Annotated in this window: 17 protein-coding genes, 1 tRNA gene and 1 pseudogene; 10 read left to right on the plus strand and 9 right to left on the minus strand. The window is 69.3% G+C overall.

The window, feature by feature from the left end; translation table 11 throughout:
* The 3 genes from ACYVE7_RS18285 to ACYVE7_RS18295 all read right to left on the minus strand — a co-directional run.
* Window positions 1–229 (minus strand): hypothetical protein (locus tag ACYVE7_RS18285; protein WP_460366002.1); only part of this gene is annotated, 229 nt, incomplete at its 3' end.
* A gap of 85 nt (window positions 230–314) precedes the next feature.
* Window positions 315–806, minus strand: coding sequence for an SRPBCC family protein (locus tag ACYVE7_RS18290; protein ID WP_460366004.1), 492 nt, complete (start codon window positions 804–806; stop codon window positions 315–317).
* Window positions 803–1249, minus strand: coding sequence for a hypothetical protein (locus tag ACYVE7_RS18295; protein ID WP_460366006.1), 447 nt, complete (start codon window positions 1247–1249; stop codon window positions 803–805). Before ACYVE7_RS18295 ends, ACYVE7_RS18290 begins: the two co-directional genes overlap by 4 nt.
* Window positions 1250–1333: 84 nt before the next feature.
* On the opposite strand from ACYVE7_RS18295, the gene ACYVE7_RS18300 reads away from it, so the two are divergent.
* The 3 genes from ACYVE7_RS18300 (at window position 1334) to ACYVE7_RS18310 (ending at window position 5174) form a co-directional block, all read left to right on the plus strand.
* Entirely contained in the window at window positions 1334–1960 is a 627-nt protein-coding gene (locus ACYVE7_RS18300) for a TetR/AcrR family transcriptional regulator (RefSeq protein WP_460366008.1), read from the plus strand.
* A gap of 249 nt (window positions 1961–2209) precedes the next feature.
* Window positions 2210–3730 (plus strand): choice-of-anchor G family protein, encoded by a 1521-nt coding sequence (locus tag ACYVE7_RS18305; RefSeq protein ID WP_460366010.1) that lies wholly within the window; start codon window positions 2210–2212, stop codon window positions 3728–3730.
* Between the two features lie 121 nt (window positions 3731–3851).
* Window positions 3852–5174: a copper amine oxidase gene (locus tag ACYVE7_RS18310; protein WP_460366012.1), complete on the plus strand. Its 1323-nt coding sequence runs from the start codon at window positions 3852–3854 to the stop codon at window positions 5172–5174.
* A gap of 2 nt (window positions 5175–5176) precedes the next feature.
* On the opposite strand, the gene ACYVE7_RS18315 is transcribed toward ACYVE7_RS18310, so the two are convergent.
* Window positions 5177–6220, minus strand: coding sequence for an NAD(P)-dependent alcohol dehydrogenase (locus ACYVE7_RS18315; RefSeq protein ID WP_460366014.1), 1044 nt, complete (start codon window positions 6218–6220; stop codon window positions 5177–5179).
* Between the two features lie 113 nt (window positions 6221–6333).
* On the opposite strand from ACYVE7_RS18315, the gene ypfJ reads away from it, so the two are divergent.
* Together ypfJ and ACYVE7_RS18325 are read left to right on the plus strand one after the other, a co-directional pair.
* Complete coding sequence (gene ypfJ, locus ACYVE7_RS18320; RefSeq protein ID WP_460366016.1) at window positions 6334–7203, plus strand: KPN_02809 family neutral zinc metallopeptidase; 870 nt, start codon at window positions 6334–6336, stop codon at window positions 7201–7203.
* Between the two features lie 49 nt (window positions 7204–7252).
* On the plus strand, window positions 7253–7543 hold the full coding sequence (locus tag ACYVE7_RS18325; RefSeq protein WP_460366018.1) for a type II toxin-antitoxin system VapB family antitoxin: 291 nt from the start codon (window positions 7253–7255) through the stop codon (window positions 7541–7543).
* 81 nt (window positions 7544–7624) lie between these two features.
* Here the strand turns inward: ACYVE7_RS18325 and ACYVE7_RS18330 are convergent.
* From ACYVE7_RS18330 to ACYVE7_RS18350, 5 genes are all read right to left on the minus strand, one after another.
* Window positions 7625–7714, minus strand: a tRNA-Ser gene (locus ACYVE7_RS18330).
* A 10-nt stretch (window positions 7715–7724) separates the two neighbouring features.
* Window positions 7725–8156 (minus strand): tRNA adenosine(34) deaminase TadA, encoded by a 432-nt coding sequence (gene tadA / locus ACYVE7_RS18335; RefSeq protein WP_460366032.1) that lies wholly within the window; start codon window positions 8154–8156, stop codon window positions 7725–7727.
* Window positions 8157–8187: 31 nt separating this feature from the next.
* The gene (locus ACYVE7_RS18340) at window positions 8188–8646 is read right to left on the minus strand and encodes a tRNA adenosine deaminase-associated protein (protein WP_460366020.1); all 459 of its coding nucleotides are present in this window, start codon (window positions 8644–8646) and stop codon (window positions 8188–8190) included.
* A gap of 20 nt (window positions 8647–8666) precedes the next feature.
* Window positions 8667–9158, minus strand: a complete 492-nt coding sequence (locus ACYVE7_RS18345; protein ID WP_460366022.1) for a tRNA adenosine deaminase-associated protein — start codon at window positions 9156–9158, stop codon at window positions 8667–8669.
* 104 nt (window positions 9159–9262) lie between these two features.
* Window positions 9263–9451: a hypothetical protein gene (locus tag ACYVE7_RS18350; RefSeq protein ID WP_460366024.1), complete on the minus strand. Its 189-nt coding sequence runs from the start codon at window positions 9449–9451 to the stop codon at window positions 9263–9265.
* A gap of 54 nt (window positions 9452–9505) precedes the next feature.
* Between ACYVE7_RS18350 and upp the strand changes: the two genes are divergently transcribed.
* The 5 genes and pseudogenes from upp to ACYVE7_RS18375 all read left to right on the plus strand — a co-directional run.
* Window positions 9506–10141 (plus strand): uracil phosphoribosyltransferase, encoded by a 636-nt coding sequence (gene upp / locus ACYVE7_RS18355; RefSeq protein ID WP_460366034.1) that lies wholly within the window; start codon window positions 9506–9508, stop codon window positions 10139–10141.
* Between the two features lie 60 nt (window positions 10142–10201).
* Window positions 10202–10504 carry a three-helix bundle dimerization domain-containing protein gene (locus ACYVE7_RS18360; RefSeq protein WP_460366026.1) on the plus strand — a complete coding sequence of 101 codons (303 nt, stop codon included), beginning with the start codon at window positions 10202–10204 and terminating at the stop codon, window positions 10502–10504.
* Window positions 10505–10598: 94 nt separating this feature from the next.
* Window positions 10599–10757 (plus strand): hypothetical protein, encoded by a 159-nt coding sequence (locus ACYVE7_RS18365; protein ID WP_460366028.1) that lies wholly within the window; start codon window positions 10599–10601, stop codon window positions 10755–10757.
* Window positions 10754–11260, plus strand: a pseudogene (locus ACYVE7_RS18370) (PH domain-containing protein); the annotation flags it as partial. The gene ACYVE7_RS18365 and the pseudogene ACYVE7_RS18370, both read left to right, overlap by 4 nt.
* A 432-nt stretch (window positions 11261–11692) precedes the next feature.
* Window positions 11693–12478: helix-turn-helix domain-containing protein (locus ACYVE7_RS18375; RefSeq protein ID WP_460366030.1), on the plus strand; the 786-nt coding region annotated here is incomplete at its 3' end.

A 12478-nucleotide genomic window follows, 5' to 3' on the forward strand; every position in this document is an offset into this window, starting at 1 on the left:
GCAGCGCCGCTGCCGCCGTGGCCAGGAGCTGCGCGGCGGGGACCGCGCCGGACGCGGTGCCGGAGAGGGCGAACCGCCGCCCGAACCCGGACAGCAGTTCGGGCATGACGTTGCCGCCGGCGCTGCCCAACGCCGTTCCGGCGATCAGCGCGGCGGCGACCGCCGCGGTCAGCGCCGTTCCCGGCCCCCGCTCCATGTCCGTCCCGACCATGGCGACCTCACAGAACACGCGGTCGAACCCGCTCCGACCGATTTATGAACCATAGCTGTCACCAACGGTTTAGAAAAGAGGCGTCCCAGGCCAGGGGCCTTGGTCATGGACGGCTCCGCAGGGGATGTTCGGTGGCGAGGGCGAGGGCCGCCAGGGTGGCCTCCATCGTCGCGCGGTTGTGGACGGTGCGGTCTCCGACGCCCGAGACCACCCACGACAAGGACAGCAGCCAGGTCGGACGGAGATCGGTCCACGTCTCGACGACCCGGCAGCCCGACGCGTGGGGCTCGAACGCGTACATCCACCGCGAAACCGGTCGGCGGGCGAGGACGGCGTCGAACCCGAAGCACCGATCCGGCTCGGCCGCGATGACCGTGCACGTGGTCGACCAGCGACGCCGCCCCCGCTCGTTGACGCCCCGGAATCGGGCGCCCACGGCCGGGCCCGCCGCCGGAGGCAGCCACCGGCACGAGATCGTCTCCGGACTCCACCGCCCCAGCCGGGACACCTCGCTGACCAGCCCGTACAGCTCCCCGGGCGCGGCGGCGACGATCCGCTCGACCCTGACGACGGCGCGGGCCGTCGCGGACGTCATCGCGACCGCCGTTCGCGGGAGGCGCGCACGCCCGCCACACCGGCGACCAGACCGGCCCCGATCTCCGCGACCGCCGTCACCCAGGAGTACCAGCTCACGTGCGTGTGCGGCGCCGAGACGAAGCTGTCGCTGAAGTCGTGCCACACCGTCGGCATGACATGGGCGTACAGGAACAGCGCCGCGCTGCCGAACCCGGCGACGGCCACGGCCTCCGCCTCCCGCCGCCGATGCCCCAGAGCCATGATCATCGCAATGAGGACGCCCAGGGCCTGCACATTGCCGCCGATGATGACGGGCAGCGGCGAGGCGTCCATGCCGCGAAGGAACATGTGGTCGACACCGTGCACACCGACACAGACCGCCAGGACCACCGCGGACCATCGCAGATCCCTGTCGACGTCCTTCGGCCACCACGCGAGAGGCCGCCCAGACCGTTCCACCACTTTGCACCACCGTTCCGCCCGAGACACCCGAACAATATGCTCGTACCGTGACACGGTATGGCCGTACTGTCTACTGTGGTTCGGGTGAACCCTCGATCGCTGTTCCCGCACCGGGACGACTCCGCCGAACCTTCGACGGTGGACCGGATCCGCGACGCCGCCCTGCGCTGTTTCGCCGCCGACGGCGTCGCCGGCACCTCGCTGCGCGCGGTGGCCGAGGCCGCGGGGGTGTCCATCGGGCTGGTGCAGCACCATTTCGGCACCAAGGCCCGCCTGGTCTCCGCCGTCGAAGACCATGTCCTGCGGATCATCGGCGAGACTGTCGCGTCCACACCGCTGCCCGCGCCGCCGCAGGACTCGCTCGCCGACCTCGGCCACCGCGTCACCTCGATCATGACCGAGCACCCCGACGTGGTCGCCTACGTGGCCCGCGTCATGGTCGACGGCGACGCCGTCGCCTCCGTGATCTTCGACGGCCTCGTCGCCCTCAGCTCAGCGCAGTGGGACCAGCTCGCCGAGCAGGACCGGCTCCAGCCCGACCTCGACCTCACCTGGGCGAAACTGCACCCCCTCATCCTCGTCCTCGGCACCGTCATCCTCCGCACCCAACTCGACCGCCACCTCCCCTCCCCCCTCACCACCCCCACCCAACTCCACCGCTGGGACGACTCCATGGCCTCCCTCCTCCGCAACGGCCTCCTCCGCCCTTGACGCGGCACATCCCGGGCGCTCGGGCTTTCGGGGTGGGGAAACGTCTAGGGGGCGAAGTTCTGGGCTGGAGTGGGGATGGATCTGGCAAAGGGGTGGTTGGAGGGCTTGTCGGCGGTTGACGGGAGGGGGGTTCGTCGGGAGCGTGATCACGCACGGAGATCTCATGCTTACCGCGCGGGTCGGTGAAGGCGTGAGGACTCCGGTCGCAGTGGCCGCGGGGGCGGCCGGATTGCACGCTCAAGGAGGAACATGTCCGAGTTCTGGAAGTCGTCGACGCTGCGCAGACGGGCCACCGTCCTGTCCGCCGTGGCCGTCTGCGCCGCGCTCACCGGCAGCAGCGCCTTCGCCGCCTGCCCGCCGGAGCCCACGGGGCCGGGGACGACGCCGAGCACGGGGACGAGCACGGCGTCCGCCGCTCCGCTCTCACTGTCCACGTCAGGCACCCCGCAGCTCGAATGGGGTGGCAGCAAGGCCGAGTACCCGGGCAACCCGGGCCCCAACACCGGCAAGATCACGACGCTGGGCGGCACCGTCCCGATCGGCGGCCAGAACGTCCCGATCAGCGACATCGTGAACCTGGGCAACCAGATCTCGGTGATCAGCAGCACCTCGACGGCGTCCAAGGCGACCGACACCGACGCCGCCGCGGGCGCGCTCGGTGACGGTGGCAACCCCGCCGACCCGATCACGATCAACCTGCTCAAGCTGACCAGCGGCGCCGTCCAGCAGGGTCTCGTTGACGACCTGACCCTGAACCTGGGCGCGTTCTCGTCGCGGACCAAGTTCGTGAACGGCAAGCTCCAGCCCACCGAGTACAAGGTCGGGCAGGTCAAGCTGCGCATCGGCTCGAAGGTCGTCAAGGACGCCGCGAGCCAGCTCTACAACGCGCTCGGCGGCGTCGACCGGCAGATCGAGAAGATCGTCAACCAGAACGCCAACCTCGCGCCGGTCCAGACCCTGCTGGGCAGCCTGGGCCTGCCGAAGCCGACCCTGACGGTCGAGTCGAACACCCGGGACAAGATCTTCAAGGCGCTGCTCGCGAAGCCGCTGACCTCGAAGAACAAGCTGGTCACGATCGACCTGTCGACCGGTTCGGTCGTGGTCGACCTGGAGCAGCTCGCGTCCGGCGGCCTGAACAACCAGCCGCCGAACAAGGAGCTCCTCAGCTCCAAGGACTACCCGCTGATCGCGCAGACCGTCCACGACGTCATGCAGGACGCCACCAACATCGCGGTCGGCGCGATCGAGGGCGCCATGGACTCGATCAAGATCACGCTCCGTTGGGCCGGTCCGGTCCTCGGCGGCAACCTGGACGTGAGCTGGACCTTCACCCCGCAGCAGGCCATCACCGGCACCGCGCCGAAGCCCGTCGACAAGTCCACGGGTCTGGCCAAGCCGCTCGGCATCGCGCTGGTCAACACGCTGAACAGCGCCAGCCCGCTGCTCAAGGGCGTGGTCAAGCCCGCCTACGACCTGATCATCGCGGACGCCGGCAACGGCATCTTCGACCTGCTGATCAACAAGATCAAGTTCGGTTTCACCTCGACGGTCGTCAACATGCTCCAGCCGGTGTTCGACATCGCGACCCAGGTCGTGTCGGTCCAGGTCAACCACCAGGAGAGCAAGTCCTGCACCCTGCCGGACAACACCAAGCAGGTGAACTCGCAGAAGACCTCGGCCCTGTCGATCGGTCTGCTGAAGGCGACCAACGCGGCGCGCCTCGACTTCGGCCGCTCCGCGGGCGACGTCACCATCCCCAACTGTAAGTAATCTCCACCACCGCGACGACGGGGGTGTACCACGATGCCGTGGTACACCCCCGTCGTCATTGGTCGTGGTGGGTCGTAGTGGTGGGTCGTAGCGAGCCAGAGGAGCGTGCCCGGTGAAAGGCATGACGGCTTTCGTCATCCCGGCGGTCGCCGTGTTCGGCGTGGTCATCGGCAGGACGGTGTGGCAGCCGTCGGCGGAGCCGGAACCGGTCGCGAAGGCGGCCCCCGCACCGTCGGGACCGGCCTGCGCGGAGGGTGAGACGCCGATCGGCCACCGGTTCGCCTCGGGCGGGGAGTGGCGGATGTGCTGGCGGATCGACCCGCACTCCGGGCTGGTCCTCAGCCGGATCGGCTTCCAGGCTCCGGGACGCGCCGAGCTCCCGGTCGCCAAGGAGATGACGATCGCCCAGCTCGAGGTCCCCTACGACACCGGCAAGGAGACCACCCGCGACATCACCGAGGCGGGCTTCGGCGGCCGCAGCATGATCACGCTCACTCCCACGAGCTGCTCGGGGCAGCGGATCAGCGCGACCATCCCCGATTTCGGGACGGGCGCCGTCGGCGGCGCGGAGACCCGCGAGGTCCTCTGCTCCGAGGCGCTCGACACCGGTCTGGGGCGGCGCAGCGGCTACGGCGGCGGCATCGCCGAGTCGCGGGGGGAGACCTTCCAGCTCAGCACCCTGTCGGTCGTCGGGTGGTATGAGTACCTGACGGTCTACGGGTTCGCCGACGACGGGACGATCACCCCGCGGCTCGGCGCGACCGGTGATCTGTCCCCGAAGGACTTCTCCGACGACCCGAAATGGGGGAGCCCGGTCGGGCACGGCAAGTCGGACGGCGCGGTCAGCCACAGCCACAACGCGGTGTGGCGGATCCGCTGGGAGCTGGGCCCCAGCCAGTCGGTCGAGGAGTACAACGCGAAGTTCACCGGGAAGGAGGGCCCGAAGGCCCCCGTCCTGACCGGCGCCTGGACCCCGATCGCCCGCGAGGCCACCCGCCGCCTCACCCCGCGCCGGTTCTGGCGCGTGGTGAGCCCCGTCCTCAACCCCGACGGCCACCGCGTCTCCTACGCGATCGACAACGGGGAGACCTCGACCTACGACCCCAAGCGTCCGGCCGCCCGCACCCACCACCATGCGGGCGCCGGCTACGACATCGCGTTCTCCCAGTACAACCCGTGTGAGCGGTTCGCCACCGACAACCTCATGGCGGGCTGCCCCACCGACACGACCTCGGAGTTCACGGCCGACCGGCAGCCGCTCAGCGACGTCGTGTCCTGGGTGTCGGTGTCGTTCCACCACGTCCCGCGGGACGAGGACCAGTCGCCGATGGAGATCCACTGGCAGGGCTTCTCGGCGACCCCGTTCAACTCGTTCCCGCAGAACCCGCTGACGCCGCCGGAGCGCGCCCACGTCAACGGCCGGGCCGCCGGCCAGGCCGGCTGAGCTCAGGCCAGGGAGGCGATGTCGATGACGAACCGGTACCGGACGTCGGAGGCCAGGACCCGCTCGTAGGCCTCGTTGATCTGGTCGGCGGAGATGACCTCGATGTCGGCGCCGAGCCCGTGGGCGGCGCAGAAGTCGAGCATCTCCTGGGTCTGGGCGATCCCGCCGATGTTCGATCCGGCCATGGAGCGCCGGTTGGTCAGCAGCGCGAAGACGTTGACCGACAGCGGCTCGCCGGGCGCGCCGACGTTGACCATCGTGCCGTCCAGGGCCAGCAGCGACAGGTAGCGGTTCAGGTCGAGCGGCGCGCTGACCGTGTTGATGATCAGGTCGAAGGCGCCCTTGAGCTGCTTGAACGTGGCGCGGTCGCTGGTCGCGTAGTAGTGCTGCGCGCCGAGCCGCAGCCCATCCTCCTGCTTCTTCAGCGACTGGGACAGCACGGTCACCTCGGCGCCCATCGCATGAGCGATCTTGACGGCCATGTGCCCGAGCCCGCCGAGGCCGACCACCGCGACCTTCTTCCCGGGGCCCGCGCCCCAGTGGCGCAGCGGCGAGTAGGTGGTGATCCCGGCGCAGAGCAGTGGTGCGGCGACGTCCAGGCCGAGCGCGTCGGGGATCTTCACCGCGAAGTCCTCGGCGACCACGATGTGGGTGGTGTAGCCGCCCTGGGTGACGGTCCCGTCAGTGTCGACGGCCCCGTAGGTCATGGTCGCGCCGTTCAGGCAGTACTGCTCTTCGCCCGCGAGGCAGCTCGTGCACTCGCGGCAGGAGCCGACCATGCAGCCGACGCCGACGCGGTCGCCGACCGTGTGCCTGCTGACCTGCGCGCCGACCTCGGTGACGATCCCGGCGATCTCGTGTCCCGGCGCGAGCGGGTAGCGCTGCGGCCCCCAGTCGCCGCGGACGGTGTGGATGTCGGAGTGGCAGATCCCCGCGTACTTGATCTCGATGAGGATGTCGTGCGGGCCGAGGTCGCGCCGCTCGATCGTGGTGGGTGCGAGCGGCTCGGTGGCGGACGGGGCGGCGTAGGCGTTGACGGTCAGCATGAACCCACCAATATCACGTCAAAGCCCTGACTTCTTTTCCCGGATCCTGTCTTACCTGCGGAAATGCCCGGGTACGGGCCCGGAAGGATCACGAGGCAGTCGGGGGACCTTCCGTGGACTTCAACGACAACGCGCGCCTGGACACCTCTCAGGTGGAGGTCGGAGGCGGGCACCGGGGCCGGAACGTCGCGGTCGGCGGCGGCCTGGTCGGTGTGCTCGGCCTGCTGGCGACCCTGTTCCTCGGGTTCAACCCGTTCGAGCAGCAGCAGACCGTCAGCCCGTCGGGAAACCGGCAGGTCGACCAGAGCACCGACCTCCAGGCCTCCTGCCGGACGGGCGCGGACGCCGACCAGAACGAGCAGTGCCGGATCGTCGGCGTCGTCAACAGCATCCAGAGCTACTGGACCAAGACCTTCACCAACAGCGATCTGACGTACCGCAACGCCAAGACCCAGCTCTTCACCGGTGCCACCCAGACGGCCTGCGGCTACGCCACCGCGCAGGTCGGCCCGTTCTACTGCCCCGCCGACCAGAAGGTCTACCTGGACCTCAGCTTCTTCCGGGAGCTCCAGACCAAGTATGGGGCGAAGGGCGGCCCGTTCGCGCAGGCGTACGTGATCGGCCACGAGTACGGGCACCACGTCCAGAACCTGCTCGGCACCATGAACAAGGTGAAACAGGGCACGACGGGCGCGAGCAGCCCCGCCGTCCGGCTCGAACTCCAGGCCGACTGCTACGCGGGCGCCTGGATGCGCAACGCCGTCCAGACCGGCTATCTCACCCAGGTGACCAGCCAGGATCTGGAAGAGGCGCTGAGCGCGGCGGAAGCCGTCGGCGACGACCGGATCCAGCAGCGCAGCCAGGGCTACGTCCAGCCGGACGCGTTCACCCACGGGACGTCCCGGCAACGGACCAAGTGGGTCAACATCGGTTACGACTACGGTGATCCGAGCCGGTGCACGACCTTCTCCGGGTCGCTCTAGGCGTGGGCACGGATACCGAGCTCGGGAAATCGGCCATAAACTCGTAGACGTGATCTTCAAGGCCGTGGGCGACGGACGCCCCTATCCCGAGCACGGGCTCGCACCGCGGGACTGGGCGCAGATTCCACCGCGCCAGATCCGGCTGGACCAGCTCGTCACCACCAAACGCGAACTCGATCTGCACTCGCTCCTCGCCAAGGACTCCACGTTCTACGGCGATCTCTTCCCGCACGTCGTCCAGTGGCAGGGCAGCCTCTACCTCGAGGACGGCCTGCACCGGGCGCTGCGCTCCGCCCTCCACCAGCGGACCGTCCTGCACGCACGGGTCCTGGAACTCTGACGTTTCACGGGAAACCTTGCAGTTCCCGTGCCCTGGAAAGGCGAAAGACCGCCTCCGGACTGCGGAGACGGTCTCTGGCTCTGGCGGTGGTGGAGGGATTTGAACCCTCGGATGAGTTGCCCCATCACGCGCTTTCGAGGCGCGCGCCCTCGGCCACTAGGCGACACCACCGCGGAGCAGCCTACCCGAATCTGCGGCCAGAGAAGAATCGGCGGAGCGGCGCGGCACATTCCTCGGCCAGAACCCCGGTGACGACCTCGGGCCGGTGGTTGAGACGGCGGTCCCTGACCACGTCCCAGAGCGACCCGACGGCCCCGCCCTTCAGATCGACGGCCCCGTAGACCAGGCGGTCCACCCGGGCCAGGACGGCCGCGCCGGCGCACATCGTGCACGGTTCGAGCGTCACGACCAGGGTGCAGCCCGTCAGCCGCCAGGAGCCGACGGCCTCGGCGGCACGGCGCAGCGCCAGCACCTCGGCGTGGGCGGTCGGGTCGCCGGTCAGTTCCCGCTCGTTGTGCGCCCCGGCGATGATCCGGCCGTCGGGGCCGACGACGACCGCGCCGATCGGCACGTCGGCGCCGGCGGCGGCCGCGCAGGCGAGGGCCTCGCGCATCCAGCCTTCGGCGGCCGGGAAGGAGAAGGGCTCAGACACGGAGCGAGTCGAGCTCCTCATCGAAACCGACCCCGACGGCCAGCTCGGCCAGGGCGTCCGTCGGGACGGCGCGCTCACCCAGCTCCAGCAGCCTCTCCGAGCCGACTCCCAGATCGTCCAGGAGGGTCGGATCACCGGCCGGATCACCGTCGGCCTTGGCCTCGGTCTCGTCGGCGGCCAGCTCGAACAGCAGCTCACCGAGCCCGCTGGTCTGCGCGGCGGTGGCGTCGGACACGAACGCGCGGGGATCCTCCTCGCCGTCGAGCCGAACGACACCGAACCAGGCGTCGTTCATCTCGACGAGCAGCAGGACGGGATCCCCCGACGCCTCCAACGCGACCTCACGCATGAGATCGGTCACATCCTCGGAGATCTCACTCTCGGCGAGGTCGGCATCCGTGGCGACCCAGCCCTCGTCGGTCCGGGCGAAGACAGCGGCGAAATACGGCACAGACCTATTGTGACCTGCTGTTAGGCCAGGCTGTCGAGGGCCCTCTCCAAAGGAACCGCGAAACCCAGCTTCTCGCCGATGGAGATGAGCATCTCGTCCGGGAACGCCTCGAGATCACCGGAGATCGCGCCGAGCTCCATCTCGTCCAGACCCAGATCCGAGAAGATCGACATATCGCCGACGGGGAGGACCTGGTCGAGGTCGTCGTCATCGTCCGGGACGTCGATGTCCAGATACTCCAGCACCTGGCGGGCCAGCGGCCACTCCACGGAGGCCGTGACGTCCGACAGGAACACCATCACGTCCTCGCCGAGAACCCGCAGCGCGACGAAGAAGTCGTCACCCACCGCCACCAGGCCGATGGTGCCGCCCAGGCCGGGGATCTGCCGCAGGGCCTGGATCAGCCCGTCGAGATCCTCCGTCAGCCGCAGTGGCAGCGGCTCCGCTTCCCAGCGGGACTCCTCACGGAACACCACCACAGCGAAGTCGGTCGCCTCGTCGTTGTCCGTCATCCCTCACCCAACCGCGCAGTCCCAGTGCCACCGGAATATTCCCAGATGCCGGGCGCGGCCGTACGGCGGAGCCGAAGTTTGCCCACGACATTCAGTACAGGACCCTACTCCGTACGGAACGTCCTGGAACGGAGGGTGGCGTGGATCTGTGCACGGCGCGCCTTCCGCGGGGCGACGCGACGGCGCAGAGCCTTCGCCTCCGCCAGCTCGCGGAGGAAAGCGGCCCGCCGGTGGAGCCGCTCACGGATCTCTTCGGGGGTCCATTCCCGTTCATCGGGGGATTCGGCGTCCATAGGGGACTCCTTCCCCACCTGAGGCACGCCATGCGAGGCGGTAGCGTGATCTGCATGGAGATCCTGGCCGTCGACCACCCGCTGGTCGCCCACAAGCTGACCACTCTGCGTGACGTCGAGACCGATTCGCCGACCTTCCGCCGGCTCGCCGACGAGCTGGTGACCCTGCTCGCCTACGAGGCCACGCGCGACGTCCGGGTGGCGCCCGCGACCGTCCGGACCCCGCTCCAGCCCGCCGAGGGCGTCCAGCTCTCGAAGCCCGCGCCGCTCGTGGTCCCGATCCTCCGGGCCGGCCTGGGGATGCTCGACGGCATGACCCGGCTGATCCCGACGGCCGAGGTCGGCTTCCTCGGCATGGTCCGCAACGAGGACTCCCTCGAGGCGCAGACCTACGCCACCCGCATCCCCGACGACCTGGCCGGACGCCAGTGCTACGTCCTCGACCCGATGCTGGCGACCGGCGGCACTCTCGTCGCGGCCATCAACCTGCTGTTCGACCGGGGCGCCGACGACGTGACGGCCGTCGTGCTGCTCGCCGCGCCCGAGGGCCTCGCGACCGTCGAGGCGGCGTTCGGACCCGAGCGGAAGGTCCGGATCGTCACGGCCGCGATCGACGAGAAGCTGAACGAGAACGGCTACATCATCCCCGGGCTCGGTGACGCCGGTGACCGGTTGTACGGGGTTGTGTGACGCTTCGCATTCCTCCAGGTTCAGCGTCCGGCACCTCAGGGTAGGAACCCCTCACGGAGCGTGATCGCTCCTCTCGCCGTCCTGGCCCGCTCGGGGGACCTGCCGGGATCGTGCGAGCAAGGTAAGGGCGCGCACATGGTTCACGACCCGCAGGCCTACGAAGAGGTGACGGAGCGGCTCCGCAAGGAGTTCGCGGCGATCCATCCGGCGACGACCGTCGACCGGTGCGTCACGGCGGCCCTGCACGGGGCCGAGGACGTCATCGGCTCCAGCGAGCCCGAACTGGTCGAGAAGATCGCCCGCCGGCATCTGCGGGTGCTGGCGATCGTCGCGGCGGAGCGCCAGCCCCGCATCGGTACCTGAGGGGTGAGCGCGAAACCCCCGGTGCGCTAGGGGTTTTCGCGGGGTAGGACCGCTACTGTGGATCCAGGTCTGGGTCCTTCGGGAGGCGGTCGCGTTGAAGAAGAAGCACATCGGCTGGTTGGCCGGTGCCTTCGTGGCTTTCTACGTTCTCAAGCAGCCGGACGCCGCTGCTGACGTGGTGAACAACGCAGCGGGCGGGCTCGGCAGCGCAGCCGACTCGCTCGCGACGTTCGTGAACAGCCTGGCGTCATGAGGTTGGTGACCCCGGGCGATTCGGCGCCCGCGTCCATCAACCGGTTCCTGCTGCCGCAGGAGCAGCAGGTCATCGTGGTGCGCAAGCATCCCGCGGTGCTGCTGACGCCGGTGCTGTTCGTGCTCGGCGGCCTGATCCTCGCCGGAGTGCTCAGCAACACGATGGCCGGCGGCGACGCCGGAACCGTCGTGAGCTGGATCTGGTGGGCGTGGCTGCTGCTGCTGGCCTGGTTCGTCTGGCAGGTCGCCGAGTGGTCGGTCGCGTACTTCGTGATCACCAATCAGCGGATGCTGCTGACGGGCGGGCTGCTGACCAGGGACGTGGCGATGATGCCGCTCGCCAAGGTCACCGACATGTCGTACGAGCGGTCGCCGATCGGGCGGCTGCTGGGCTACGGCAAGTTCATCGCCGAGTCGGCCGGTCAGGACCAGGCGCTGCGCACGGTCGACCATCTGCCCTACCCGGACCAGCTGTACGCCGAGGTCTGTCAGATGATCTTCCCGGGCGGCAAGCCGAAGCCGCTGGAGGAGAAGCTGCGGGAGATGATCGACTCCATCCCCAACATGCGGACGGAGCTGGCCGCGGCGATCACCACCGGCACGGTGCACGACCTGTCGGACCGGCGGCTGAAACTGGAGGGCGTCCAGGCTCAGCTCGAGCAGCTCGTCGCGGAATCGGGCGAATGGCACCGGCAGGCGGGCGAACTCCACCGGCAGCTCGCGGAGCGCGCGGCGCCCGGCGAAGCGCCGGAGCTATAACCATTTCGTCAAGCGGCTCGTACCCCAGGGGTACGGGCCGCTTACGTTTTAGCCCTCACAACCTTCCTGACCCTCAATGTCACAGGTGTGATACGGCGCAGCAATTGCGGTGCTCTGTTGGTTAGTCTTGCGATTCGGCAGTCCGCCGCCTGTAAACCTTCCGCTAAGAGAGTTGTCATGCCGGGTCCAGGCAGTGTCGGAGAACGAGTACGTGACCTCAGGCTGACGCGGCGCATGTCGCAGGCTCAGCTCGCCGGCCATGACCTCTCCGACAGCTACATTTCTTTGATCGAGTCGGGCAAACGCACCCCCACCCCGACCGTCCTCAAGCTGCTCGCGGAACGGCTCGGCTGCACGCCCGAATACCTTTCCGAGGGCATCGAGCCCGAGCAGCGCGCCCATGTCGAGGTCCGGGCGCGCCACTGCGAGCTCGCGCTCCTCGCCGGCCAGGCCCAGCAGGCCCTCGACGGTTTCGAAGAGGTCATCGCCGCCGACGACAATCCCGAGCTGACGCTGCGCGCCCGCTGGGGCCGTGCCGCCGCGCTGGAACGCCTCGGCCGGACGGGCGAGGCCATCGCCGCGTTCGAAGAGCTGCGTGAGCTGGCCGAACGCGACTCCGGGCGCACGAGCTGGCTGCCCTCGGTCATCGCGCTGACCCGCTGCTACCACGCCGTCGGCGACCTCGGTCAGGCCGTCGCGCTCGGCGAACGCGCGCTCCGCCGGCTCGCCGAGCTGGGCATCTCCAGCGGCGTCGATCTGGCCGAAGCCGCGCGGGTGATGCTGCTGGCCTATCTGGACCGCTCCGAGACGGCGCGCGCCCGCGAGCTCACCGGAGTGCTGGCCGGCGAGCAGGATCCGGCCGCCGCGTACCGTGCCGCCAGTGAGCGCGCTCTCGCCGAAGGCGCGCTCGGCGACGCCCTGTACCTCGCCGACCAGGCGCTCAGCCTCGCCGACTCCGGTGCG

Source organism: Actinocorallia lasiicapitis, assembly GCF_054778695.1.